The organism is Paenibacillus marchantiophytorum, from assembly GCF_014640555.1.
GTDB lineage: Bacteria > Bacillota > Bacilli > Paenibacillales > NBRC-103111 > Paenibacillus_E > Paenibacillus_E marchantiophytorum.
The window spans coordinates 1-26344 of the sequence record NZ_BMHE01000058.1 but is presented as its reverse complement, the minus strand read 5'-3'; the positions used below and the strand labels follow the sequence as shown (position 1 = coordinate 26344).

Here is a 26344-nt window from a genome sequence, read left to right as displayed (position 1 = left end):
GCCAGCCTCATGCCTAGAAGGAAACGGAGCTTAGGTGGGGTCATTCCCTACCTCTTCATTTTCCCGTGGATCTTTGGATTCCTAGTGTTCACGTTAGGGCCTTTGTTATTCTCACTCATTATTTCATTCTTTGATTGGCCGATTGTAGGGAAAGTACGTTTTATCGGCTTAGGCAATTATATCGATATGTTCACGGATGACCCGCTGTTCTGGAAATCGTTCGGCGTGACGCTCAAGTTCGCTGCGTTGTTCGTTCCTCTCAATATCGCGGTTGCGCTCGGACTGGCAATTCTGCTCAATCAGAAAGTGCGCGGCAGCGCGATTTTCCGTACGGCGTTTTATTTGCCATCTGTGATCTCGGGTGTTGCCCTTGCGATGATCTGGGCTTGGGTGTACAGCGGAGATTACGGCATTCTGAATTATTTCCTGTCGCTTATCGGCGTGCAGGGTCCGAACTGGTTGAACAATGCGCATTGGTCTCTGGTCGCGATGGTCGTGGCCAGCCTGTGGGGACAGGGCTCGATGATGCTCGTCTTCCTTGCAGGGCTCAAGGGGATACCTAAGGACCTGTATGAATCCGCTTCTATTGACGGAGCAGGCAAGCTTAGACAATTTTTCAGCGTGACGATTCCCATGCTCAGTCCAACCATCATCTTCAATCTTATTACGTCCATTATCGCGGCATTTCAACAGCTGACACTTGCTCTCTTGCTTACGGGAGGCGGTCCTTTGAAATCAACCTACTTTTACGCGATGTATATGTACGAGAATGCCTTTAAGTTTTTCAAAATGGGCTATTCCGCAGCTAATGCTTGGTTCATGTTCCTTATTGTCCTCAGTCTCACGTTCCTTGTCTTCAAATCGTCGGAGGCGTGGGTGTTCTATGAAGGCGAAATGAAACGCAAACCGCAGAAGAAAGCGAAGTCCAGCGGAAGGAGGCGGTCTTCATGAAACGGGTAGTCGTCTATGGCCTGCTGATTGTCTGCTCGCTGTTGTTCGTCGCTCCGCTGTTCTGGGCGGTGACGACGGCGCTGAAATCGCCAACCGAGCTGTACCTTTTCCCGCCTAAATGGATTCCTTCTGTTTGGAAATTCGGCAATTTCGCCGATGCGTGGACGATTCAGCCGTTTAACTTATTCCTGAAAAATACCGTCATCGTGACGTTGCTTTCCACGCTGGGCCAACTGATATCCTGCACGCTCGTAGCCTACGGGTTCGCGAGATTTGAATTTAAAGGGCGCGATCTGTTGTTTCTGATTGTGCTCGCAACGATGATGATTCCGTGGGAAGTTACCATGATTCCACAGTACATGGAATTTAACTATCTGGGCTGGATTAATACGCTCAAACCGCTTATTGTTCCATCGTTTTTCGGTTCAGCGTACTACATTTTCTTGCTGAGACAGTTCATCCTCACGCTTCCTCGTGAATTAGATGAGGCAGCTACCATCGATGGAGCGAATAAATTCGCTATTCTCGTGCGGATTATCGTTCCTCTCATGGGACCGTCGCTGATCTTAATCGGCGTGTTTCAGATGATGAGCTGTTGGAACGATTATCTGGGACCGCTCATTTTCCTGAATGATCAATCGAAATATACATTGACGCTTGGATTATCGCAGTTCAAAGGCATGTTCGGCGTCGATATGCAGTCCATTATGGCAATCACCTGCCTGATCTCCATCCCGCCGCTGGCTGTTTTCTTTTTCGCGCAGCGTTATATTGTGGGCGGTATCGCAGGTACGGGAATTAAAGGATAGATGCAAGATTCGTAGAGATAGAATGATAGAGAGACGAGAGGAGAAGCAGCCATGCGTAACGAGAAAGTGACACGCGATTGGGATAATCTGGCGGTGCTGGAGCGCAATCGTACGAAGAGTCGGGCGTATTTCATCCCGCATTCCGATCGGACCGGGGCTTTGAGCTATGATCGCGGGAGCTCCCCGTGGTTCAAATCCTTGAATGGCAATTGGAAGTTTCATTATGCGAAGGGGCCTGAATGGGCGCCGGATGATTTTTACGAAAAGAATTATGACCTGTCGGGTTGGGATGAGATCCAGGTTCCGAGCCACTGGCAGTTGAAGGGCTATGGAAGCCCTCATTATACGGACTTATATTATCCGTTCCCGGTTAATCCTCCGCATGTGCCTAACGATAATCCAACAGGCAGCTATGTGCGAGAGTTTGAGCTTCCTCCACACTGGGACGGCAGGAAGCTGGCCGTGAAATTCGATGGCGTGGACAGTGCTTTCCATGTATGGGTGAACGGGGCATTCGTTGGTTACAGCCAAGGCAGCCGATTGACGTCAGAGTTTGATTTGACCCCCTATATAAATCAGGGAATCAATCGCATGGCAGTGCGCGTCTATCAGTGGTCAGACGGCAGCTATCTAGAAGACCAGGACATGTGGTATATGAGTGGTATTTTCCGCGATGTGTATCTAATTTCGGAGCCATCCTCCGCGCGGATCGTGGACTACCGGATTGTGACGGAATTGGACGCAGCCTACAGCGATGCGACATTATCTGTTGAGGTTGAATTGCAAGGCGAAGCGCTGCAAAGGAAACTCCTGCTGGAACTGTTGGATAGCGCAGGGGCGCATGTTGTTTCGGCCGAAAAGCAGATCGCTGATGCGGCTAGCGAAAAGACGATCCTCGTGTTTTCCATGCCGGTCACGAAGCCTGCGCTATGGAGCGCTGAAGCTCCGTCACTCTATCATTTGGCCATAAGTCTAGTAGATCACAACGATAAAGTGGTAGAGACAGTTGCCCAGCGCGTGGGCTTCCGGAAGATCGAAGTGAAGGACGGCCAGTTCTTGGTGAACGGCAAAGCGATCATGCTCAAAGGTGTAAACCGCCATGATCACCATCCGGATACAGGACGTACAGTAACCCTAACGACGATGATTCAAGATGTGAAGATGATGAAGCAGCATAATATCAATGCGGTCAGAACGGCCCATTATCCGAACGATCCGCGGTTCTATGATATTTGCGATGAATATGGCTTGTATGTCATGGAAGAAACCGATTTGGAAACCCATGGCTTCGAGCCTCTGGGCAATATTTCCCGGTTAAGCGATGATCCTGCCTGGCAGGAAGCTTATGTAGACCGCGTGCGCCGCATGGTGGAGCGCGACAAGAATCATCCTTCGGTTCTATTCTGGTCACTCGGCAATGAGTCTGGCTTCGGCTGCAATTTCCGGGCGATGTCAGCGTGGTGCAAACAAGCAGATCCAACCCGGCTTATTCATTATGAAGAAGATCGTGAAGCGGAAGTGTGCGATATTGTGAGCACCATGTACTCCTCAGTGGAGAAAATGGCAGGCTTCGGTCAGCTGATTGATCATCCGAAACCGCATATTCTATGCGAATTCGCGCATGCCATGGGGAATGGCCCTGGCGGGCTTAGACCTTATTTTGATACTTTCGATGCTTATAGAAGGCTGCAGGGTGGTTTCGTCTGGGAATGGATCGACCACGGAATTCGCAGGAAGACAGCGGATGGCAGAGACGACTACGCATATGGCGGAGACTATGGCGATGTGCCGAACAACAGTAATTTTGTCATTGATGGTCTTGTACGGCCGGATCGGACACCTTCGCCAGGTCTTATTGAATACAAGAAAATTATCGAGCCTGTTCGAGTCGAGCATATCAAAGAGGATCGCATACGGATCACGAATCGCTATGACTTTGTGACTCTCGATCACCTCCACGCCGATTGGAGCGTAACGGTAGAAGGTCAGACTGTCCAAAGCGGCATTTTGGTTCTGCCGCGTATTGATCCTGGTGAAAGTGCAGAACTGAGCATTCCATTCCAAGCAGATCGTCAGGTTGCCTTCTTGGAGCAGGGGGCTGAGCGCTGGTTGAATATCGGCTTCACGCTTGCATCGGATTGCATCTGGGGCGAGCAAGGACATGAGATAGCTTGGGGACAATTCGCGCTAAGTGCAGTTGAGAACAACGTTTCAGAAGCAGCTAGTCTGCCGATTCGCAGCTTGATTTGCCTGGAGAAAGATCGCGAGCTTATCCTCACGAATGATTTATTTACGATCACGTTCGATACCCGTCTTGCCGGAATTAGATCACTGCGAATTAACGGCAAGGATCTTATGAACGCAGGGCCGCGTCTCAATTTCTGGCGTGCGCCGATTGATAACGACATGTATGTCCTGCCAGACTGGCGCAAGGCTTATCTCGATAGACTCAGCGAACGGATCGATCACTGCCGCTGGGAGCGGGTGAATGAGGGGACGATTCGGATAACGTGGGAGTCACGCATCGCGCCTCCGGTATTCGACTGGGGCTTCCGATGTGAGACGACTTACACTCTAACAGGTTCAGGGCTCATCATCATTGACGTGCAAGGTGTTCCGGAAGGCAAACCGCCTGCGATGCTTCCTAAGATTGGACTGCAAATGGAGATTCCAGGAGACATGGATGCTGTGAAATGGTATGGACGCGGCCCTGGAGAGAGCTACTCGGATAGTAAAGAAGCGGGACGGTTCGGTGTTTATCAGAAGTCGGTAGATGACTTATTCACACCTTATATTTATCCGCAGGAAAATGGCAACCGCACCGATGTCAGATGGGTGTCGATGACGGATGGCGCCGGGACTGGCCTGCTTGCAGCAGGAGCGCCGACCCTTGAATTCAGCGCAAGACGCTATACGGACGCTGACTTGGAAGCAGCCAAACATGCGACTGATCTTGTCGCGCGGGACTTCATAACACTGAATTTGGACTACAGACAGAATGGTCTGGGCAGCAATAGCTGTGGACCTGCTCAATCGCCAGAGAACGCAGTCGCATCAGAAGCATTCCGTTTCAGGATGCTGCTTAAGCCCTATCTATCTGAAGATGCCCAAGCGGAGCGGCTGAGCCATCAAATGAGACGAGAAATGAACACGAACGAGCCACAACAGGAGGGAACTAACCATGCTTAACGTACAAGACATATTGAACTTAACGGGAAAAATAGCGGTTGTCACTGGCGGTGCCTCAGGAATTGGTCTGGCGACAGCTGAACTGCTGGCCAACTGTGGAGCCTATTCGATCCTGCTCGATATTAATGAAGCGCAAGGGGAACAAGCGGTGACTGGTATTCGACAACAGGGAGGTCAAGCAAGTTTCTACCGTTGTGACGTTTCTTCCTCTGCCGATTGCGAGCGTGTTGCAGCCGAGATCGATGCTGCACATGGGCGAATTGATATTCTGTTCAACAACGCCGGGATCATTCGTCGTAAAACGGTTGTTGAGCTGGAAGAACGCGATTGGGACTTGGTGATCGATGTCTCTTTGAAGGGCGTGTATCTGCTGTCCAAATACATCGTTCCTATCATGGAGCGCGAAGGTGGAGGCAGCATCATCAACTCCGGTTCCGGCTGGGGGCTTAAAGGCGGGGATCGCGCTGCCGCCTACTGCGCGGCCAAAGCCGGCGTTGTGAATTTAACACGAGCGATGGCGATCGATCATGGTGTCGCCAAAATCCGCGTGAATTGCGTATCGCCTGGCGATACGGACACGCCGCTGCTGCGTGATGAGGCCAAACAGCTTCAACGCAATGAAGCTGAATTCCTGGTTGCCTCGGCTGGCGGTCGCCCGCTGGAGCGATTAGGCACGCCGCGCGATATCGCCAATGCGGTGCTGTTTCTAGCGAGTGATATGTCTTCCTGGGTCACAGGAAGCGTGCTTGTTGTGGATGGCGGCGGCATCGCCTGAGGACGATTCGCGTCCGGCTTTTGCCCAAGCGCTCAGCGGGCTAGCCCGCTCGGCAAGCTAAGAATCTAAGCGTATAAATCGATAAGTACACACCGATGAATGGAGGCGTTACCTTTGCCTAATAACAGAACTTATGCCCATCCTTATATACCCAATACCGTGCCTGAGGTTCGCGATGCGATGCTCAAGGAGATCGGTCTGACTTCGATGGACCAGCTTCATGACGCCATCCCGGATAGCTTGAAGCTGAATCGGGCAATGAATCTCCCGCCAGCTATGACGGAATATGAGCTGCGCCGTCATATCGACGGCCTGCTTGCCAAGAATAAGCATGGCGCTGCGTATCTGAATTTCCTCGGAGCGGGCTGTTGGCAGCATTTCATTCCGGCTGTCTGTGACGAAATCAATCAGCGTTCCGAATTCGTGACCGCCTATGCCGGTGAACCCTATGAAGATCACGGACGATTCCAAACGCTGTTCGAGTATCAAAGTCTGATGGCTGAACTTGTGGATATGGACGTCGTGAATGTTCCCACCTTCGACTGGGCGCAAGCGGCCTCAACCGCTATCCGGATGGCTGGCCGCCTAACAGGCCGCCGTGCTGCCCTGCTTCCAAGATCAGTCGATCCCGACAAAGTGATGATCATAAACAACTACTGTACTCCTGTGATGGAGCTGCGCTTTGTGGAGATCGACGAGGCAACCGGCAAGATGGACTTGGCTGATTTGCGCAGCAAGCTAACCAGCGATGTAGCGGCGGTATACTTCGAGAATCCGGGTTACCTGGGCATCATCGAAGACCAAGGACAGGACATATCGGAGCTTGCGCATTCTGTGGATGCGATCTGCATCGTTGGCGTAGATCCGATTTCCCTTGGCGTTCTACAGCCGCCAAGCCAATATGGCGCCGATATCGTCTGTGGGGATTTGCAGCCGCTAGGCATGCATATGAATTACGGCGGCGGTCAGGCCGGATTCATCGCAACGCGCGATGAAGAGACCTACGTCATGGAATATCCTTCACGGCTGTTCGGCATCGTGCCAACGGAGGTAGAGGGCGAGTATGGCTTCGGCGACGTGGCCTATGAGCGTACCTCCTTCGCGCTTAGGGAGAAGGGGAAGGAGTCTGTCGGTACCCAGACGGCCTTATGGGGAATAACCGCAGGTGTCTACCTGTCTTTGCTGGGGCCTGCCGGCATGCAGGAGGTTGGCGAGACCATTATGCAGAAGTCGCAGTACGCGGCGATGAAATTATCCGCTATTCCTGGAATTTCCCTGCGATTCGGGGAAACAGCTTTCTTCAAAGAGTTTGTTGTTGATTTCAACGATACGGGGCTAACGGTCGCTCAAATTAATGCGCGGTTGTCCGATGCGGGGATATTCGGCGGCAAAGATTTGTCCGCTTCGTTCCCGGCATGGGGACAATGTGCGCTCTATTGTGTGACGGAAATTCATTCGCAAACCGATCTGGATCGCTTAGCAGACACCATTCAAACTATCGTTCGCAAACCGTGATCGACCATATAGAGAAAGGACGGAACGCCATGAAACGAATTCGCCGAGATCATAAAGTCCGTAATTTTCATCAAGCCAAATGGGATGAGCCAGTCATCTTTGAGCTTCACCGTGAGGGTGAGCGAGGTGTCATTCCGCCAGGAACAGAGGCTGGCATTGCAGCTGAAGTGGGGGACGGCATCGGACGTATCCCATCATCTATGAAGCGGAAATCAGCGCCGGCTTTACCCGAAATCGGGCAAGCCAAAGTGCTTAGGCATTATTTGCGCCTATCTCAGGAAACGCTGGGCTCCGATTTGAATGTAGAGATCGGACAAGGCACTTGTACGATGAAATACATCCCGCGTATCAACGAAATGCTGATCCGTACGCCCCATATGATGGAGCTTCATCCCTTGCAGGAGGCAGACTCGGTTCAGGGGATGCTGGAGATTTTCTACAAGCTGGACCTTGCAATGCGCGAAATCAGCGGGATGGACGCTTTCTCCTTCCAACCGAGCAGCGGCACTCAGGCTTTGCTGGCTATGGCTTCGATCGTTCGCGCTTATCATGATTCACGGGGGGAAGGGGAACAGCGGGATGAAATCATCACGACGATTTTCTCCCATCCCTCCCAAGCGGCAACAGCTGCCGTCAAAGGCTATAAAATCATTACGCTGCACCCGGACGAAGACGGCTTCCCCGATCTGGAGAAGCTGAAGAGTGTCATCTCCGAGCGTACAGCAGGCTTCGTCGTTGCCAATCCGGAGGACACGGGCATCTACAACCACCGGATTCGCGAGTTTACCGACGCTGTTCACGAAGCTGGCGGCGTTTGCTTCTACGATCAGGCCAACGCCAATGGCTTGCTTGGCATTACGCGAGCGAAGGAAGCGGGCTTCGACATGTGCTTCTTCAATCTGCATAAGACCTTTGCTGCTCCTCATATGTGCGGCGGTCCAGCTACGGGCGCTCTTGGTGTAAGCGAAGAACTCAAACGTTTCCTGCCAGGGCCGCTTGTCGATTACGACGGCAGCCGTTATGTTTTGAAGAATCAGTCGGCTGACAGCATTGGCAAAGTTCGCAGCTTCCACGGAGTTGCCCAGACGGTACTGCGTTCGTATGCCTGGATTATGAGTCTTGGTCCGGACGGACTCAAGGATGTCGCCCAAATTGCCGTGCTGAATAACAATTATCTCTATCATAAAATCCTCCAAATCCGCGGAGCGAGCGCCCCATATATCAAAGGCCGCCGCCTTGAGCAGGTTCGCTACAGCTGGAAGCAGCTTACGGATGAGACGGGGGTTACGACGGAAGATATTACGCGCCGCATGTGTGATTTCGGCCTGCATTACTGGACGTCTCACCACCCGTATATCGTGAAGCAGCCGTTTACTTTGGAGCCGACAGAATCGTATTCCAAAGAGGATCTGGATGAATACATTCAAGCGCTGGAGCACATTGCGAATGAAGCCTATACGCAGCCGGAAATTGTGCGCTCCGCTCCGCATAACAGCACGGTACACCGGAACGATGAATCGTCCCTGGATGATCCTAAGCAATGGTGCATTACTTGGCGGGCGTATTTGAAGAAGACTCAACTGGTGTGATAAAAAAAGAGGCTGCTCATTAGGTTTTCAACCTGTGAGACAGCCTTTTTGTGTATGGCTTATTGCGGTTCTTTCATTAGGTCAATGAAATGCTGTGCTGTTTTTGTTAAATAGCGATTCTTGTACCAAATTAATCCGGTAGAGAGCAGGAGTGCGCTGTCTGCGATGGCAAAGGATTGAATGTCATATCCGCGATGCATGTTAAGAATGGAAGCCGGCACGATCGTCGTTCCTTCCCCCGAGGATACCCATGCCAGCAGCGTCACGATATCCGAGCATTCGCCGATGATATTCGCAGTCAATCCTCGCTTGGTGAATTGGTCGATAATGCTTTGATACAACCCAAGCCCTTCTGCACTTGGCAAAATGAGCGGAAAACGCTGAATGTCATTGTAACTGAATTCGCGCGATTCAAGCCCCATGTTGGTGGCTGCAACAAAATAAAAAGGCTCAGGCTGAAGCTCCAGTACATGGAACTCTTGCAGCTCCAAGGGGAGACGCACGATAGCAAGTTCGATCACTCGTTCTCTAATGAGTCTAAGAAGTTGCGCGGATTCATTTTGCTGTATTTTATAGGTAACCTCGGGATAACGAGTTTTAAAAATGCGCAGCAGCTGAGGTAGAAAGGCTGAAGATAACGTGTTGACGCCAATAAGCAATTTGCCTCGCGTACCCATGCCAATTTCTTTCACTTCCATTTCTGCTTCTTCCAGAAGCTTGGTCAAATGAAGGGCATGCACATATAAGGCTTGTCCAGCTTCGGTGAGTTCCAATACTTTGCCGTTTCTAATGACCAGTTGGACCCCGAGTTCTTGCTCCATGAGTTTTAATTGCTGTCCAAGCGGCGGTTGTGTCATATGTAATCGGAGGGCGGCAGCCGTAATTTGCTGCTCCTCTGCGATAGCAATGAAATAGCGAAGTTGACGAATATCCATCGAGAAGCCTCCTAATATCCAAACGATAAACGTTTGATAAATGAACTTTATGTATATTTTTCGTTCGATAATGTCTATGTTACCATAGAGAAGAAGACTCGCACAAAGAGGATGTGGTGTTAATGAATCTAGCGTTTTTTCGCGCAGCAGAGAGCGGAGATACGGATACAGTTCTACAATGGATTCAAAATGGAGCAGATATTAACCAGCTAATGATCGATGCCGGAGCAGATCCGGCGATTACGAACCGCTATGGCGGGACAGCGCTCATACCAGCTTCGGAACATGGGTATATAGATGCAGGTGCTTAACTAATACCGATATGGATATTTGGGGAAAAGGCGTGATGACAATGTTAAATGCTTCTTATTGGCTAACGAACGTAAGATTAGAACAAGGCTATATTAAGGAAGATGGGCAAGTGGCTGGGACGAAAACAGGGCTTTTTCATATCCGAATTGAGGACGGTTCTGTTGCTGAAGTGATTGGAACGGAAACGGAACTGCGGAGTCATCTGCCCAAATACGACTGCAACGCGATGTTGTTGCTTCCTTCTTTCGAGGAGGCCCATATTCATTTGGATAAAACGTATTTCGATGCCCCGTGGAAAGCGGTGAAGCCAGTTTCCAGCATTTTCGAACGGATTGAGGAGGAGAAAGTATTACTGCCTAAACTTTTGCCCTTGGCGAAGCAGCAAGCAGAAAGCATTTTGACGCTCATCCAGAGGTTTGGCGCTACACATGTCCGGAGTCATTGCAATATCGAGCCTGTTAGCGGACTTCGGCGATTAGAGGCAACCAAGCAAGCACTGGATACATTCTCTGGCAAAATTTCTTCTGAAATTGTAGCTTTTCCGCAGCATGGACTGCTTCGATCGGATTCGGTGCAGCTGGTCAAGCAATCTTTGGCAGAGGGAGTCACGCATGTTGGCGGGGTAGATCCATATACGGTGGACGGGGACATTGAGAAATCGCTCCAGACCATGGTCGAGTTGGCTGTTCTCCATCACGCTGGCATAGACCTTCACTTGCATGATGGAAACGAAGCGGGGAAGCAAACGCTGACGCGGTTAGCTGATTTGACTGAAGAAGCTGGATTGCAGGGCAAAGTTACTGTAAGCCATGCCTTCTGGTTCGCCAGTGCTCCCAAGCAAGAAGCAGAAGAACTAGCTAGCCGGATGGCTGCGCTCGGCATGTCCATTGCATCGACGGTGCCCATTGGAAGAACCACGATGCCACTGCCCATGCTGCATAAGCAAGGGGTCAAAGTGAAGTTATCCACAGACAGCCTGACGGATCACTGGTCTCCGTTCGGAAATGGCGATCAACTGGAGAAAGCCGGGCGGTTCGCAGAATTGTATGGATACAATGATGAAAGATCATTGTCACAGTCTCTGGGGTTCATCACAGGCGGAATAACGCCACTTAATCAAGAAGGCGAGCAAGTGTGGCCAAAGGCGGGCGATGCGGCAAGCTTTGTATTGGTGCATGCCAGCTGCTCGGCAGAAGCGGTGGCGCGAAGAGCTGAGCGTCGAGCGGTTTGGTATCAAGGCCGACTGGTGAGCGGTTCGGTTTAGGTGCAACCGCCTGTACAACGCAGGCACTTTAAACACTTACTCCGAAGGGATCTATGATCCCTTATTTGAATGAGATCCGCGAGAAAGGGGCCACTCGCGCAACGTCGATCCCTTATTCCGCGGTTCGGCCCCCGAAATAGACCGAATTAGGCGGAATAGAGTATCTACGATCCGCAGACACGAGAAAACAGCCGATTTGGTCACAAATAGCGAATCGTTGATCCCTATAGCTATGGGCGCAATACCGCATCGCCCAATATTCAGCTACTTACTCTCCCAGCTACACTCTGCGTTCTCCCAACCGTCTGTACAACTCCGCGCACCTAAACAAATTTACTCCGAAGGCGTTAACTTACGCACGCCAGAGGCCAATCAGGAGTGAATAAGGCTGAAAAACAGCCTTACAGCAGGAACTTGTGCACGACAGCATCGAATCAGGAGAAAATAAGGTTGAAAAACAGCGTTACAGCGAAGGCGGCAGGTGAAATCGAGTCTGTAAGGCTGAAAAACAGCCTTACAGCAGGAACTTGTGCACGACAGCATCGAATCAGGTGCAAATAAGGTTGAAAAACAGCGTTACAGCGAAGGCGGCAGGTGAAATCGAGTCTGTAAGGCTGCAAAACAGCCTTACAGCAGGAACTTGTGCACGACAGCATTGAATCAGGTGCATATAAGGTTGAAAAACAGCGTTACAGCGAAGGCAGCCGATGAAATCGAGTCTGTAAGGCTGCAAAACAGCCTTACAGCGAACACAAAACAGAACCGGACTAAGTCACGGTTCTATTTTTGCCTGAATTTTTGGCCTTATATAATTTTTTGTCAGCCTTCTCAAAAAGGGTTTCTTTGCTCATCCCAGGCTCGTAACTTGTGATGCCGATGCTAATGGTGACGACTTTGCCGCCCATTTCCTCATGTTTCGTACTGGACAAGGTGGTTCGAATCGTCTCAACCAGTTTGATGGCCCGCGCAACGTCGGTCTCAAACAATAGAAGCGCAAACTCTTCGCCTCCGTAACGTGCGGCAATATCGTTGGACGAGATCGTTTCCTTAATGATCTGCGCAACGCGTGAAAGAACAACATCGCCGATCAAGTGGCCGAAAGTATCATTGATGGTTTTGAAGTTGTCGATATCAAGTAAAGCCAGGAAAAATGAGGAGCTGCGCTCCCCGCTGTAAGTCAGCGCCATATCGAAATGTTCATAGAAGGATGCTTGGTTGTATAAATGAGTGAGCGAGTCGATTTGGGCTTGTTTGCGCATAATGGCATATTGAATCATTAACTCTTGTTTGGCCGTCATTGTCTTAAGCAAAGCTTCCTGCAGCTCACGACCGCGGCTCATAATGTTTATGGCCAGCAGGGTGCAGGCGCCGATAAAGCAGGGGATCGCAACCAGATCAAAGTCTGATAAGTGGCTCCGGTAACTCTCATCCCCGATGTACAATAAGATAAATCCAAGCAGTTGCAAAATTGCGGAGAAAAAGGTTAATCGACTTCGATAAAAAATGACGGATACGAGTATTGGGAGTAAAAACAGGGCGGAAATGATCCGGATATCTGTGTTAAGCCGAATGATTAGGATTGCCAGAATCGTCCCTGCGACTACTAAGGTGTGAAAGGAATATTTTCGGAAATATTTGTTGACTATCCAGGCCAGACCTACAGTTGCGGACATTTTCAAGGTCGGGAACAGGAGGACATAGTAGTAAAATTCCACAACCTGAGCGTCGTAAGGTAAAAAAAGATATGAGAAAAGTTGAGCCAGAAGTTGTACCCCGATGATATACCAATAGGAAATCCATATTTTGCGGGCCCAAGTTGTTTCGCTGTTTGTTAAATTCGTTATCATTGATCACCTGAATATGCTTTTTGTGTCAATTTTACCATAGATACGATCATTTCGTTAATGTAGTAAATTATTTATGCCGCCAAGGTTTCCGATGGGGATGAAACGGCTGCAGATGCTTGTAAAATAAAGGGTTGCCCATCAGGTGAATGGCCTGGAGGGCGGCCCTGTTTGGCTGTTTCAACCGACTTCCCTGCTTGCTATAATAGGGGGTAACAAGGATAGGAGGACACCTTCATGGAAAATCAGGCGAAAGTCAGTCAGTATATTATCATTAAGGAAACGCTGGACGAGCTGATGCAAAGCGGTCAGCTCAAAGTTGGCGATCGCATGCCTCCGGAAATAGAGCTGGCTCGCCAATTTCAAGTGAGCCGGGAAACCGTGCGCGCTGCGATGAAGCAGCTGGAGCAGGAGGGAAAGCTGGATGTCAGGAAAGGGGTTGGACGCTTTGTGCGTCGGCCGTTGAACTCCATTCCGAGCAGTATCGATAAATTCATCTCGACGGAAGAGATCATCCGTTCCGCGGGATTAGTGGAAGGCCAATTGAAGCAATTTGTGCGAACGGAACCTTGTCAGGAGGAATGGGCACACTATTTGAAAATTCCAGTGGGGACGCCTGTTATCATTAATGAACGAACGCGAACGGCTAATGAAGAGCCTGTTGCGCATAATGTGAATATCATGCCGCTTGCCTTGGTTGAGCAGGCTTTTCAGAAAACACCGCTGATCGGCTCCTTGGTTCGCTTTCTGGAAGTCGAATGCGGTATTCAGCTGACCGCTGCCAATGCGGAGTTGGTCGTTCCTCATCATTCCCATCCGATTTGCCGCAAGCTTCAAGTGAATAAAGACACAACAGTCCTCATGATGAAGCAAATCCACTTTGATCAAAAGCATATGCCTGTCTTATTTTCCTACGATTATTACCGTAACGATGTGTTCCAATTCTGGGTGAATCGTCGGAGGTAAGGCCAGACAGAATCGATGAACTTAACAATTTCTTCGTACATAGTTGACAGACCGTTAATAAAGCTCATCCATAATAGGAATTGAAGATGTCTAGACAACATTTCAGAAATTCGAAAAGGATGGGGACTATGAAGAAATTAATGAACGTACTGTGTATTCTGACGTTTACATCAATAGTTTCGGCTGGTTGCGGAACCAATGAGGCTGCGACTAGCACGGCAGCAGTCACGAATGGAACGACGGCAGCAACTGCGACTACTGCCGCACCTAAGAAATATGAAATCAATTTGGCAACGGCTGGGGATACGAACATGACGGATCTTCAGGAGAAGAATGTCTCTTTGGATTTCCAAAAGCAGTATGCCGGATCTCAAGTTCGAGTCGTGAATACAGGTGCAGGGGACGCTGGCACGCAAAAAATATTTGAAAAATTAAAAGCTCAAAAAGAGGCAGGCAAGACAGAGTGGGATATCGACCTTGCGATTGTGCATCAAAGCGGTATGCAGCAGTTGATTGATAATGACCTATTGGATAAATGGGTGCCGCAATCAGCGAACAAACAGTATGTTGTTTCGCCTGACAGCAAAAACAGCCTGGGCACCAATGTCGAAGGTTATGTAATTCCGCTCTTCCATAGTCAGGTTGCTCTTGCTTATAACCCGGATAAAGTGAAACAATTCCCCGCTAACATCGAGGATCTAACGACTTGGATCAAAGCGAATCCCAAGCGTTTTGGCTATAACGGCATCCAGAATGGCGCGAGTGGCGTCGCTTTTGCCACTGCGTATACGTACTGGAAATCAGGCGACTACAAAAAGCTGAGCGAAGGCCCGTTTGATGCGTCACTGGAGCAGAAATGGCCGGCAATTATGAAGGAGCTCAAAGCGCTTCCTGTTACCTACACGAACGGCAATAACGGTACGCTCGATATGCTGAACCGTGGTGAAATCGATATGGGACCTGTATGGGTCGATATGTTTAACTTATGGGTGAGCGAAGGACGCATGAACCCTGCATATGGCTTGAAAATCCTCGATCCCGGCATACCAGGTCAACCGATGTATGTGGTGATTCCCAAAAATGCCAAGAACAAAGAAGCCGCTTTAAAGTATGCTGATTTGTTGACCTCTCCTGAAACGCAAGCGAAAGTGATCGTAGAGAAAAATAGCTGGTATCCAGGCATTGACGCAACAGCAGTGCTTCCAAAGGTTAGCGAGGAAGGCAAGAAAAAGTTGTTCAAGGATATTACAGCAGAGGACTTGAATAAACGTGGTCAGTCATTTCCCATCAATACCTACTTCGACCATCTGAAAACGGCATATGAGAAAAACTAATTCACATTCCAACGTCTTATGGCATCAAGCAGCAGGAGTGGGACTCGCCACTCCTGCTATTGCCGTTGTCGCGCTGCTTTTCATGTACCCGTTTGTTCTCTCCTTCCTGTCCAGCCTCCGCTCCCAGGAGCAGGTTTGGACGCTTGCGAATTATGTAGAGGCCTTTTCGCTCTATGGTGGCGACTTGCTGTTTACGCTGTGGGTGTGTGCGGTCAGTTTAGTTTTGCTTATCGGATGCACCGCGATGATCGGCGGATTTCTGCGCTTAGGCGCCTATCCTGTACTGGAATTTATCTTTAAAATTCCGCTATTCGTTCCGTTCGTTGTCGTAGGGCATGCGATGCGGGTATTTCTGGCTCCGCATGGCACGCTGAATTCCGCCATTGCCATAACGGGCTGGTTCAATCCGGATATGCTGCCATCCTTTGCATTCTCAACGCTCGGCCTTGTTGCCGCTTTGGTGTGGAAAAATCTTGGTTTGGCTCTGCTCCTGGTGCTTGGCGGCTTCCGCTCCGTGAATGAAGGGATGCTGGAAGCGGCAAGGGGGATGGGGGCAGGCAAGCTCAGGCTGATCTGGCATTTCCTCGTTCCCATGAACAAAAGCAGCATTGGTGTTATGGCTGTTCTAACCTTCACCTCGATGCTAGGCTGCTTCTCGATTCCTGCTATGTTGGGTAACGCGGGCGGGCATCAAATGCTAATGATGGATCTATATCATCAAAGTGTCTATCAACATAATTACGGATTAGCGAATGCGATTGGCGTTATTACCTATGTGGCTTCTATGGGAGCTGCCATTTACTACCTGAAGGGGTTGTCGAAGAAATGAGCAAATCCATTTCGGCAGCTGCTGCTAGCAGCTCGCATAATCTAATAGGCAGGAAGCCTCCCTTCGCCCGTATGACGCGTCGATTATTGTTGTATGCCGTGTCGATATTTTTCATATTTGGGCCGCTGTCGAGCCTTATTCTGTGGTCGCTGGCGGAGAAATGGTTCTGGCCGCACCCGTTCCCAAGCGCTTGGGGATTCAAGTATTGGCATCAAGTATTTGAGGGTAAAATGCTCTCCTCGCTGGGCCTGAGCTTCGCCATCGCCATTACGGTCACACTGCTCTGTTTGGTGCTGACCGTCCCTTTGTCTTATCTCATTGCTCGCAACCGGCTTCCTTTCAAGCATGTGATTCTGCTGTTGTTTCTGCTGCCTCAGGCTTTTCCACAGCTGCCAGTCTTCACGAATGCGATGGTTTTCCTCTATCGATTTGATTTGGTAGGCACGTTGACGGGTCTGACATTGATTCATTTGGTGGGGGCTATCGTGTTCTCGGTATGGACGCTGGTATCTGTGTTTCAATCTGTAGCGGAATCGATGGAAGAGGCTTCGTATATGCTCGGCGGCGGGAAAGTGTACACGTTTTTTCATGTGGTGCTGCCGATGGCTGCCCCTGGGATTATCGCGAGTTCGTTATTAGTGTTTTTATATTCGCTGGATGAGTTCACTGGCAGCTTATTAATTGGCGCGCCATTTCATATTACGATGCCTGTCTTTATGTATAACGCTGCCAATGGCTACGAGATGCAGGTCGCTTCAGTCACCTCAGTGCTGTTGATGGTACCGGGAATCATCTTGTTATTTTTCTTGCAACGGTTTATGCGTTCAGAATATTTGGCTGCATTCGGGAGGGTTTAAGATGGGCATCACCATTCAAAGCTTGAACAAGCGTTACGGTAAAAAGAGGGGGATCACAGATATCAACCTAGCCCTGCCCAAAGGTGGGTTAACAGCCATTGTCGGGCCGAGCGGATGCGGGAAAACGACGCTGCTCAGGACGCTGGCTGGATTCTTGACGGCTGATGAGGGGCGCATCTTATTCGGCTCCCAGGACGTTACACATACGTCCCCCCAGCAGCGGAAGGCGGCAATGGTCTTTCAGCATTACGCGCTTTGGCCGCATATGAGCGTATTCGACAATGTCGCTTATGGTCTGAAGCTGCAAAAAGTGGCGAAGCTGGATCGGGAAGCTCGCGTGCATGAAGTGCTGGAACGGGTAGAAATCGATACGTCCGACATTGCGGTCCGCTATCCGCAGCAATATTCCGGCGGACAGCAGCAGCGAATTGCGCTAGCCAGAGCGTTAGTGGTGCAGCCTGAGGTGCTGCTGCTCGATGAACCTTTATCCAATTTGGATGCGAAGGTACGTCAAAGGCTGAGGGTCGGGATTCGCAGCATCCAGCAATCTTTTGGCATTACAGCCGTTTATGTGACACATGATCAGGAAGAAGCTTTATCGATGGCTGATTACGTGATTGTTATGAACGAGGGCAGGGTTGAACAAGCGGGCACGCCAGAAGAGATTTATCGCCAGCCTTCCACGTATTTTACGGCTCAATTTCTGGGAGAAAGCCACACGCTCACACTTCATCGACAAGGTACACGTCAGAAAGTTGTAATTCGCTCAGGAGACTCATTTATTGAATCAAATGTTGAAGTTCAACGAGATGACGAAGGCAAGCAGCAGGTTCGGGAAGAGAACGGTCATTATGTGCTGCAGGGGACTATTCGCCATCATTTATTTATGGGGTCCTATTACCGCTATATGGTAGAAATTGAAAGCCAACACATCTTTGTTGACGATGATGCGCTTCTTCAGGCGGGTCCCTGCACCGTCAAAATTCCATGTGAGAAAGCCTATTGGTTTGACATCTAACAGATAGAGGGGAGGCTAGCTATCCATGCGATTAATCGTGATGGGAGACTTGCACTATTCGCTGATGAATGGCGGTTCTGAGGAAGTGTTGGAGGCGCGAGATAAGTTCTACAGGGCTATGATTCATCATTTTGTGCAATTGGAAGCAGATTATCATATTTCACTGGGGGACCTCACCCATGAGGGAGTGCCGGAAGAGTTTGATCACATGTTGCAGTGGATCGGCGGCAATGTCAGTCACTTTCTACCGGTGATTGGGAACCATGACGCTTATTTGCTTCCCAAATCGGACATTATGGCAATCGTCGGTCACCAGCGGTATCAGGCCATCGAGCGAGATGATGCGCATATCCTTATTCTCGATACGACCAAAGAAATGAATCGGGATGACTGGGGCGGGGAGCTGGATGAGGATCAGCTAAGATGGTTGGAAGATGAGCTCGCAAAGTCAGGGAATAAGCCGGTTTTGGTGTTTGGTCACCATCCGGTATATGGCACGACGGCACGCTCAACCATGGAGATGATGTCGATTGACCCGCGAACGGATATTCGAGCTGTTCTGAACAAGAAGCAGGGACAAGGATTCTACTTCTGCGGACATAACCATGTGAATTCCATTGTGCAAGAGGATAATTGGTTTTATATTCAGACAGCAGCCTGTCTGGATATTCCGGCCTTCCGCAGGGTTGAGCTGCATGAAGGTGCGGTTCGAATTGATCTTGTTGCTATAGATGATGCCGAACTGGCCAACTGCATGGAGATTGTTTATGCCAATATACCGGGATGGGAACCTATCGTGACGGCAAATGGCGAAGAAAAGGACAGGTTTCTGGAAGTGAAGCTCCTGTCTTACTAAACTTTGTATTAGACCCCACTTCTTAACAGACCAAACAAAGCAGCTGCCAAACAGCCGCTTTGTTTTTTTGGCCTTACGACCAGTCAATCGTTACGACCAATCAATCGTTTGAAACGTTCTAGTTTCCGCCGATTTCCTCGCTTTGAGGCATTGCAGCGCGCTGATGAGTCCATCATCGAGCGTACTGATGGATGTGTTCCGACCTTGCATGAGTTCGATGAAATTACTGGCTAGCATGCGGTCGCCGCCAAAGTGATCCTGCGAAGCATCGATTTCATACGTCTCGACCCGCGAGGTATGATGCATGAAGACCTTGACGCTGCCCGTGAAAAAATCAAATTCCACCGTCCCTTTGTAACCAAGGAAGCGGGCGCCACGCGAGGCGGCTTGTTTACGCGCGAAGAAGTTCTGTGAATACGAAACGTGCATGCCGTTCTCATAATGAATGAGAGCGCTTCCGGAGTCTTCGTTGCCGGTATCCTTGGCGAAGCTGCAGTACGCCCAGCGATCACGAATGTCAGGCTCAGCGAAAGCGGTGCTTTCTTCACACGTTCTGTTCTCCGTACAGTCCACGCATTTCAAACCTGCTGGTTTGTCGCCTTTGAAAATTTGCTTGGATGTCATCGCGCATACGCTGACAGGCTGCATCTGAAGCACATGATTGATGTAGTCGAAATCGTGGGTCGCTTTTTGCAGAAACAAGCCCCCTGTCAACGACTCATCCCGGTACCAGTTATGGAAATAGACGCCTCCGTAAGGGACATTATTGATGGCTTGCACGTGCTCGACCGTGCCGATTTTGCCTGAATCTACGATTTCCTTGACCCATTGGACGATGGAAGTCACTCGCAGGGGAAAAGACACGACGACAGGCGATTTGTAATGGTCATTGCCTGCTTTTAAACGGCGTAGATCCTGCATCGTTGTGGCGACCGGCTTTTCAAGAAATAAAGGGATGCCCGTCGGAAGCACCTTCAAAGCCATTTCCGTGTGCAGCAGGCACCGTGTCCCAATGAGGATGCCATCCAGTTGCGTCGAAGCCATCATTTCCTCTGGTGTATCATAGAAGAGGGTATCCATCAATTGAGGCAGCCGCTCCTGCTGGATTTCATGCTTTCTGATATCGGAAATTGCCGCAATGTGGCAAGCATTGTCCTCTTTCATAATTTTCGTGATGACATCCTGAATGCGGTTTCCGTAACCAATGACCCCTAATTTCATTTTCATTTCCTCCTTGGCAGTTGTTGAACTATTTTCTATTATAGAGAGGAGGATTGCAGATAGATTTGTCATCAAAGCCGAGTTTTTTGCTTTTTTGAATGAAAGGACGCCATGCTAATGGAGCTGGAACGTGTTTACTTAAATCTGACGATAGAAATCCGCAGCATCATTACAATGTACTATTTTGAGTTTGGCAAAGATTATGTTTTCTCCGGTGAGAGTCATGACTTTTGGGAAATGGTTTATGTGGATAAGGGCGAAGTCGAAGTGATTGCGGATACAACCAGTCATACGCTGAAGACGGGCTCACTGATTTTTCATAAACCGAATGAGTTTCACAGCTTTACAGCCACGCATGGAAGAGCGCCGAATGTGATTGTCATCACGTTTGATTGCTACTCGAAAGCGATGGAGCAGTTTGAGAACAAGGTGTTCCAGCTTCAGGATGAGGAGAGAAATCTGCTTGCCCAAATTATTGAGGAGGGTGCCAACACGTTCGTCTTTCCTTTTAAATATCCCTTGACCCGCAAGAAGAATGCGGAGATCGGCAGTGAGCAGCTGCTGAAAAATTATTTGGAAATATTCCTCATTCTGCTGCTGCGCAAGAAGACGCATCAAGAGAATAATCAGTCCTTGTCTTTCCTGCCTAAGGAGAAGGATGAAGCCCAGCTTGTGACAGCCATTATCCATTTCCTGGAGGAGCGGCTGGATGCCCAAATTACCTTAACCGAGATCAGTGATGAATTTCATGTAGCCAAAACGAAGCTGAAAGACTTGTTCGCTAAACATACCGGTAAAAGCATTAAGGAATATTTCATGCGGCTGAAAATCGACAAGGCCAAAGTGTCCATTCGCGAAGATGTGCATAATTTCACAGAAATAGCTCAGCGGCTTGGTTTCAGCAGCGTTCATTATTTCTCCAAAGCTTTCAAACGAGTAAGTGGGATGAGCCCCTCGGAATACGCCAAGTCCGTGAAGGCCAGAAGCCGCATAGAGAAGGTAGAGTAATGCGAAAAAGGTATTCATGCTCCCAGTGATAAGAAAACAAAAAGCAAAAAGAAGAAACCCCAATTGTCCGTGGAAAGCATACCGCTTACCTTTTAATTTGGTCGTAAAGAAAATGGACCTCCACTGTTAGAGCATGTCTAACAGTTGGGAAGTTCAATTTTTCAGTTAGCTTCTCCCAACAGCCGATTCTGCGGTTAGGTGCCTCTTTTACCACCCCTTAAGTTCTTTTGAGAAGTCCAGCTTCCACAGCCTTCTGCACCGCTTCTTCTCGATTGCGTACACCCAGTTTGAGATAAACCGTTGAAGCATAGTTCCTCACCGTTCCGTCAGATAAATATAATCTGGAGGCGATCGTCTTATAGCGAAACCCTTTGGCTACCAACTCTAAAATCTCTATTTCCCGCGATGTTAGCCCATAGGGGTCCATTGACTTCGTTTCCGCACTTTGAGTTTCTGTCTCCATCTGAGGCATGTCAAGCTCCTCAAACAATTTCGACATATCCTTGGCGATGATTGAGCCCCCCCGATGGACGAGGCGAATCGTTTCCGCCAATTCGCGTGGCTCCATAGACTTCAGCAAATAACCGTCTGCTCCGCTTCGCAGCACTTCAATCGCTTTTTCTTTGTCCTGAAAAGTAGTCAGGATCAGAACGCGAATGTCTGGCCATTTGTGTTTAATCATTTTGGTAGCCGAAATACCATCCATATTCGGCATGTCCAAATCCATCAGCACCACTTGCGGCTGCTCCTGCTCGCACATAGCCACAGCCTGCCCGCCATCCTCAGCCAAACCAACCACTTGCAGATCTCGCTGCCCTTCCAAGAGGATTCGAAGGCTTTCCCGAATGAATGGCTGATCATCAACAAGGAGCAACCGAATAACTTGGTCAGGCAGCTCCATTTGCCTTGGCAATGTGCAGGTAACGACGGTTCCTTCGCCTAGCTCCGAGTAGACAGATATTTGCCCCTGGAGATTAAAAGCTCGCTCTTTCATCGCCGTCAATCCGAAGCCTTCCTGCAAATTCTCGGCTCCTTGACCGTTATCCTGCACTTCAAGTCGCGTCTGGCGCTGCTCGAATTGCAAGGTAACTACAATTTCCGTTGCATGACCATGACGGACCGCATTGGTTAACGATTCCTGCAGGCAGCGATAAAAGGTCATTTCGGTCTGTTTAGGTAACGAGCATTCGTCTCCCAAGGCTCTAAAGCGAACGTTGACTTTGGAGTTTGCCTGAAACTCATCGATCAGCTGCTTCAATGATTGCACCAACGGCAGCCTGTCTTGCGGCGAGTCCATTTGATGTACATATCCTCTGACTTCATCCATGTTCCTACGCGCCAAATGCAGCAAAGAATTAAGTTTGTCCTCGCCAAGCTTTGTCGAAAGCTCAGGTCGCAAAGTTTCCAAACCCATAATGATCGACGTATAAGAATGTCCTACTGTATCGTGCAGATCCTTGGAGAGCCTGCTGCGCTCTTCAAGAAGCGTTACGCGCTCAATTTGGGATAAATACTGCTCTAAAACGGTATTTTGATCACGGATAATCTCATTTTGCCGATGATTCACGATGAGTAGATGAAAAGAAAAACCTATCGCATAAACCAGTCCGGTGTGGGCGATTGTTAACCAAGGATTGCTCTGAATAGAGACCACATTGATCAATATTGGAATAACGAGGATGGTAATGGGTCCCGACCAACGATATGAATTTTGGGCACTATTGGCTGCAATCATGAATGCAGGCATCAAAAAGACAAGATATGCTTCAGGGAATAAAAAGCTTAAGTACAAGCATATGCCACCGGAAAAAATCATTTCTGCAACGAGATAATAGCGAAAGTTAAGCAGCAAGATCAGCCAAGGCACAGAAAAAGCGATAATCTCCCAGAAAACAGCTCCCCACAAGGGTAAAGTCAACTGTTCCTGCACCTCAAACATAGTAAAAATGAGGGAAATACAGATTATAAGCCGAAGTATCAGCATAATCCAGTCATACCAGAACCACTGTTTTACCATATCAAACAAATTAGTCACCTCCTCCAAACTTCTCCCTAAGTTGCCTAACTATTATAGAACAACCTCCACCCAACCAAAAGATTGCGCTCCAGTTACGCCGATCCATAAGCTCATCTTTGGCCTGCAACGTTTGTTGAACCCCTTTATTCGTCTGTAGTTTAATCCACCAACTCTCAAGACAGCTAGTGTCAAAATGTCATATGACAGATCAGCAAACGATTTAAAAGGCAGGATACGAAGAGGTGACACAAGGTAACTTGCTAGGATGACAGCCTGTTTGCAATACTCAGGGGGTGTTGTCCATTCAGAACACAAGCCAAAGGAGGAATCCTAAACATCATTTAGCACATGCCGGAATGGAGATCAACGAAGGCACTATCAACCATTTAAAGGAGAATGAAGCTATGCATAAAATGACTCGCAATCTCTCTCTCGCTACTTTACTATTATCTTCAACTATTTTTACCGCTTGTTCAGCGCAGGATCCCACTACCACACCTAACAATGCCGTATCTCAACCAACGACTAAGGTAAGCGCGAAGGGTCCACAAGATTCTAAAGAAATCGAAGCGTTCATAGACCCTGTATTTGCGGAAAAGATGAAGAAATATAATGTCAACGGGTCTAATTTCGTAGTCGTCAAAGACGGAAAAGTGCTCGTCAATAAAGGGTACGGCTATGCCGATAAGGAAAAGAAGACACTTGTAGATAAAGACACTGTTTTCCAAATCGCTTCCGTTTCGAAGACATTTACCGCCTTAGCGGCCTTGCAGCTTGCAGAAAAAGGAAAGATCGATCTCAAGCACGATATCACCGAGTATCTGGGTGGCATGAAAGTACCGAATAAAACGAATAAACCGTTAACCATGTACGATATGCTGACCTACACAGCAGGATTTGATTATCCGGATAAATCACTCATTACTGGACCTGAGTATGTGAATCAGGTCATTCCCATGAAAGAGTTTATGACAGAACATATGCCAACAGTCGTTCGAACGCCTGGAGAAGCTTATACCTACGACAATTTTGCTTTCCTACTTGCTGGTTATGCCGTAGAAACCGTAAGCGGTATACCGTTCCCTCAGTATATGGAAAAGAACGTGTTCAAGCCATTAGGCATGAACTCCACTAACTCTCGTTTCACCCCTGAGCTACTAGCCAGAATGGCCACACATTACGGTGCAGACGGTGCGCCTCACCCGGCAATCGGAGTAGCCCCAACGGATGGACCACAGGGCAGTATCCTTTCAACAGGAGAGGACATGGCTAAGTACTTGATCATGTTTCAGCAACAGGGTACCTTCGATGGGAAGGAAATCGTTAGCAAGAAAACAATCGAGCAGATGCAAACCTACTCGGTATTCGCCGACAAATCGATTCCTATGACGACCGTTGGTGGATTTGAAGGCTATCGGAATGATCTCATGAATGGCCACCATGTCGTCCTCAAGGGAGGAAACATGCCAGGTCATCAATCATTGGTCGTTTTATTGCCAGAGAAAAACACCGCTTTTTATATGTCCTATAACAATGATACGATGATGAGCTTAGAAGTGCTTGAGGCCTTCATGAATCATTATTTCCCAGACGAAAGAACGTCAAAAAAAAGCACTTATATCCCTTTGAGTGCGTCAGACGCGACTAAATACGTGGGATCATATCAAAATACCCGATTTTATGCCTTGAAATCCAACTTTACTTATGCAGATGGCAACCTGCTTATGGAGACAGGAACTAGCGGCAAGCATACCTTAAAAATGGTAAATTCCCTATTGTTTGAAGATGAGTCTGGTAACAAATTGGCTTTCAAGAAAGATCATAAAGATCAGATTGAATACTTCTATTACACGAACCCCAATTCCTTAGATTTTGGTTCTGATTCTCGTAAGGTTCATGCGAAGCCAGCATTCGCAGATGTACCTAATGACAGTATCTATAAAACCTACATCGACAATCTGCATTCTTTTGATGTTATAAGCGCTAAATCAGGCAACCTCTTCGAGCCACGCGGCACAATGACCCAAGGTGAGTTTATGGATGTCGCTCTTCTTGCCAATGGATGGCATATATTTAATGATACCCTTGCGGATAACAAAGCAATGATCGAGTCTGGCGTACCTGGATTTGATCGTAATGCCCCGATTACAAGGCAAATCGCAGCGGTTATGATTCAAATTCTAAAACAAGCCAAACCCGCAACGGATATCAAGCTGACGGGTGACACGGATTCTTGGGCGGTTGATGCGATCACCGCACTAGTGTCTCAAGGCATTATAGACCCAGATACCAAAGTAAAAGCGGACGGCTCTGTAGATTTCCGTTCTAAGCAACCTTTGCTTCGTCAAGAAGCGAGTGCTTTACTTGATCTTGCATTTGGTTACTATGCGTTACCAATTAAGAACAAATAATACCAAACAACAAAACACCCCATCGTTTCATAAACACAGAGAATACCTCTATGTTATGAACCCTATGGGGTGTATTTATACGCCAGAGTTTATAGTTTTGGAGTGATCGAGGAGTTGTCCCAGCTGCTTCACGCGGAGGGAACTACAGTGCGCTATTATAGCCAAAAGTGTCATTATCGCGAGGTTGGAGGAACTACAGGGCGCGAGCGACCGCGGTAAAGTCGTGTAATTTAGCAGGTGGAACTCCTGCTTGGAAAGGCAAAAGCCATGCCACCAATAACGAGTCTTGGGCTGCCGCCAGTAATGTCGGGTGCTAAGCGTAGACAGTTAGGCAGTAGGCCTGAAAGTGATGGAGCCTCGAAAATAGTTGCAATGGGAAGGCCGACAGTTTGCGTACACTGGAAGGCAACACTTGATTTAGCGAAAGAAAAAAAAAAGTGGTTAGCGGAATCAAGCTTCCCCGGGGTCATAGAGCCAGGCATGCTACACAATGGTTACACGGGAACCTGGGAGACCCAGCGACTCTTTCATGAAGGAGTACTCGTTAGGAAAACACATGAGAGTATGGCAAACAACTGATCAAAAAGGAGAATGCCAAACGGTGCGCAGGGAGTCGGATAGCTGCATAGTACCAAAGAAACCGA

At 48.8% G+C, this 26344-nt stretch carries 19 protein-coding genes and 1 pseudogene; 16 read left to right on the top strand and 4 right to left on the bottom strand.

Annotated elements, in window-relative coordinates; translation table 11 throughout:
- The first annotated feature begins 9 nt into the window (after positions 1-9).
- The 6 genes from IEY34_RS31595 to gcvPB all read left to right on the top strand — a co-directional run bounded on the left by IEY34_RS31595 (position 10) and on the right by gcvPB (position 8828).
- On the top strand, positions 10-951 hold the full coding sequence (locus IEY34_RS31595; protein WP_229757932.1) for a carbohydrate ABC transporter permease: 942 nt from the start codon (positions 10-12) through the stop codon (positions 949-951).
- Entirely contained in the window at positions 948-1760 is an 813-nt protein-coding gene (locus IEY34_RS31590) for a carbohydrate ABC transporter permease (RefSeq protein ID WP_189019561.1), read from the top strand. Before IEY34_RS31595 ends, IEY34_RS31590 begins: the two co-directional genes overlap by 4 nt.
- 51 nt (positions 1761-1811) lie before the next feature.
- Positions 1812-4949, top strand: coding sequence for a beta-galactosidase, LacZ type (gene lacZ / locus IEY34_RS31585; protein ID WP_189019559.1), 3138 nt, complete (start codon positions 1812-1814; stop codon positions 4947-4949).
- Complete coding sequence (locus IEY34_RS31580; protein ID WP_189019557.1) at positions 4942-5724, top strand: SDR family NAD(P)-dependent oxidoreductase; 783 nt, start codon at positions 4942-4944, stop codon at positions 5722-5724. Before lacZ ends, IEY34_RS31580 begins: the two co-directional genes overlap by 8 nt.
- A 114-nt stretch (positions 5725-5838) precedes the next feature.
- Entirely contained in the window at positions 5839-7239 is a 1401-nt protein-coding gene (gene gcvPA, locus IEY34_RS31575) for an aminomethyl-transferring glycine dehydrogenase subunit GcvPA (protein WP_268240207.1), read from the top strand.
- Between the two features lie 29 nt (positions 7240-7268).
- Positions 7269-8828, top strand: coding sequence for an aminomethyl-transferring glycine dehydrogenase subunit GcvPB (gene gcvPB, locus IEY34_RS31570; protein WP_189019554.1), 1560 nt, complete (start codon positions 7269-7271; stop codon positions 8826-8828).
- Between the two features lie 59 nt (positions 8829-8887).
- Here gcvPB and IEY34_RS31565 read toward each other — a convergent pair whose 3' ends face one another.
- Positions 8888-9763 carry a LysR family transcriptional regulator gene (locus IEY34_RS31565; protein ID WP_189019552.1) on the bottom strand — a complete coding sequence of 292 codons (876 nt, stop codon included), beginning with the start codon at positions 9761-9763 and terminating at the stop codon, positions 8888-8890.
- Positions 9764-9960: 197 nt separating this feature from the next.
- On the opposite strand from IEY34_RS31565, the pseudogene IEY34_RS38195 reads away from it, so the two are divergent.
- Both IEY34_RS38195 and IEY34_RS31555 read left to right on the top strand, forming a co-directional pair.
- Positions 9961-10062: pseudogene (locus IEY34_RS38195) on the top strand (ankyrin repeat domain-containing protein); the annotation flags it as partial.
- Positions 10063-10115: 53 nt separating this feature from the next.
- Complete coding sequence (locus tag IEY34_RS31555; RefSeq protein WP_189019579.1) at positions 10116-11339, top strand: amidohydrolase; 1224 nt, start codon at positions 10116-10118, stop codon at positions 11337-11339.
- Between the two features lie 767 nt (positions 11340-12106).
- Here IEY34_RS31555 and IEY34_RS31550 read toward each other — a convergent pair.
- On the bottom strand, positions 12107-13186 hold the full coding sequence (locus IEY34_RS31550; protein WP_189019550.1) for a GGDEF domain-containing protein: 1080 nt from the start codon (positions 13184-13186) through the stop codon (positions 12107-12109).
- Positions 13187-13420: 234 nt separating this feature from the next.
- On the opposite strand from IEY34_RS31550, the gene IEY34_RS31545 reads away from it, so the two are divergent.
- The 6 genes from IEY34_RS31545 to IEY34_RS31520 all read left to right on the top strand — a co-directional run bounded on the left by IEY34_RS31545 (position 13421) and on the right by IEY34_RS31520 (position 19043).
- Positions 13421-14149 (top strand): GntR family transcriptional regulator, encoded by a 729-nt coding sequence (locus tag IEY34_RS31545; RefSeq protein WP_189019548.1) that lies wholly within the window; start codon positions 13421-13423, stop codon positions 14147-14149.
- A gap of 128 nt (positions 14150-14277) precedes the next feature.
- The gene (locus IEY34_RS31540) at positions 14278-15483 is read left to right on the top strand and encodes an extracellular solute-binding protein (RefSeq protein WP_189019546.1); all 1206 of its coding nucleotides are present in this window, start codon (positions 14278-14280) and stop codon (positions 15481-15483) included.
- Positions 15470-16312, top strand: coding sequence for an ABC transporter permease (locus IEY34_RS31535; RefSeq protein WP_189019544.1), 843 nt, complete (start codon positions 15470-15472; stop codon positions 16310-16312). Before IEY34_RS31540 ends, IEY34_RS31535 begins: the two co-directional genes overlap by 14 nt.
- Entirely contained in the window at positions 16309-17169 is an 861-nt protein-coding gene (locus tag IEY34_RS31530; protein ID WP_189019543.1) for an ABC transporter permease, read from the top strand. Before IEY34_RS31535 ends, IEY34_RS31530 begins: the two co-directional genes overlap by 4 nt.
- Before the next feature lies 1 nt (position 17170).
- Positions 17171-18187 (top strand): ABC transporter ATP-binding protein, encoded by a 1017-nt coding sequence (locus tag IEY34_RS31525; protein ID WP_189019541.1) that lies wholly within the window; start codon positions 17171-17173, stop codon positions 18185-18187.
- A 25-nt stretch (positions 18188-18212) separates the two neighbouring features.
- Positions 18213-19043, top strand: coding sequence for a metallophosphoesterase family protein (locus tag IEY34_RS31520; protein WP_189019539.1), 831 nt, complete (start codon positions 18213-18215; stop codon positions 19041-19043).
- A 90-nt stretch (positions 19044-19133) separates the two neighbouring features.
- Here IEY34_RS31520 and IEY34_RS31515 read toward each other — a convergent pair whose 3' ends face one another.
- A complete protein-coding gene (locus IEY34_RS31515) occupies positions 19134-20264 on the bottom strand; it encodes a Gfo/Idh/MocA family protein (protein ID WP_189019537.1) in 1131 nt (376 codons plus the stop codon).
- A gap of 117 nt (positions 20265-20381) precedes the next feature.
- Between IEY34_RS31515 and IEY34_RS31510 the strand changes: the two genes are divergently transcribed.
- Positions 20382-21272, top strand: a complete 891-nt coding sequence (locus IEY34_RS31510; protein ID WP_189019535.1) for an AraC family transcriptional regulator — start codon at positions 20382-20384, stop codon at positions 21270-21272.
- A gap of 217 nt (positions 21273-21489) precedes the next feature.
- Here IEY34_RS31510 and IEY34_RS31505 read toward each other — a convergent pair whose 3' ends face one another.
- Entirely contained in the window at positions 21490-23298 is a 1809-nt protein-coding gene (locus IEY34_RS31505) for a helix-turn-helix transcriptional regulator (protein WP_189019534.1), read from the bottom strand.
- Between the two features lie 395 nt (positions 23299-23693).
- Here IEY34_RS31505 and IEY34_RS31500 point away from each other — a divergent pair, with 395 nt between their 5' ends.
- The gene (locus tag IEY34_RS31500; RefSeq protein ID WP_189019533.1) at positions 23694-25700 is read left to right on the top strand and encodes a serine hydrolase domain-containing protein; all 2007 of its coding nucleotides are present in this window, start codon (positions 23694-23696) and stop codon (positions 25698-25700) included.
- The last annotated feature ends 644 nt before the right edge of the window (positions 25701-26344 follow it).

Bases quoted from the DNA above. Each gene is read 5' to 3' on its own strand.
- IEY34_RS31595 (WP_229757932.1), top strand. From the start codon at position 10: ATGCCTAGAAGGAAACGGAGCTTAGGTGGGGTCATTCCCTACCTCTTC.
- IEY34_RS31590 (WP_189019561.1), top strand. From the start codon at position 948: ATGAAACGGGTAGTCGTCTATGGCCTGCTGATTGTCTGCTCGCTGTTG.
- lacZ (WP_189019559.1), top strand. From the start codon at position 1,812: ATGCGTAACGAGAAAGTGACACGCGATTGGGATAATCTGGCGGTGCTG.
- IEY34_RS31580 (WP_189019557.1), top strand. From the start codon at position 4,942: ATGCTTAACGTACAAGACATATTGAACTTAACGGGAAAAATAGCGGTT.
- gcvPB (WP_189019554.1), top strand. From the start codon at position 7,269: ATGAAACGAATTCGCCGAGATCATAAAGTCCGTAATTTTCATCAAGCC.
- IEY34_RS31565 (WP_189019552.1), bottom strand. From the start codon at position 9,763: ATGGATATTCGTCAACTTCGCTATTTCATTGCTATCGCAGAGGAGCAG.
- IEY34_RS31555 (WP_189019579.1), top strand. From the start codon at position 10,116: ATGTTAAATGCTTCTTATTGGCTAACGAACGTAAGATTAGAACAAGGC.
- IEY34_RS31550 (WP_189019550.1), bottom strand. From the start codon at position 13,186: ATGATAACGAATTTAACAAACAGCGAAACAACTTGGGCCCGCAAAATA.
- IEY34_RS31545 (WP_189019548.1), top strand. From the start codon at position 13,421: ATGGAAAATCAGGCGAAAGTCAGTCAGTATATTATCATTAAGGAAACG.
- IEY34_RS31540 (WP_189019546.1), top strand. From the start codon at position 14,278: ATGAAGAAATTAATGAACGTACTGTGTATTCTGACGTTTACATCAATA.
- IEY34_RS31535 (WP_189019544.1), top strand. From the start codon at position 15,470: ATGAGAAAAACTAATTCACATTCCAACGTCTTATGGCATCAAGCAGCA.
- IEY34_RS31530 (WP_189019543.1), top strand. From the start codon at position 16,309: ATGAGCAAATCCATTTCGGCAGCTGCTGCTAGCAGCTCGCATAATCTA.
- IEY34_RS31525 (WP_189019541.1), top strand. From the start codon at position 17,171: ATGGGCATCACCATTCAAAGCTTGAACAAGCGTTACGGTAAAAAGAGG.
- IEY34_RS31520 (WP_189019539.1), top strand. From the start codon at position 18,213: ATGCGATTAATCGTGATGGGAGACTTGCACTATTCGCTGATGAATGGC.
- IEY34_RS31515 (WP_189019537.1), bottom strand. From the start codon at position 20,264: ATGAAATTAGGGGTCATTGGTTACGGAAACCGCATTCAGGATGTCATC.
- IEY34_RS31510 (WP_189019535.1), top strand. From the start codon at position 20,382: ATGGAGCTGGAACGTGTTTACTTAAATCTGACGATAGAAATCCGCAGC.
- IEY34_RS31500 (WP_189019533.1), top strand. From the start codon at position 23,694: ATGCATAAAATGACTCGCAATCTCTCTCTCGCTACTTTACTATTATCT.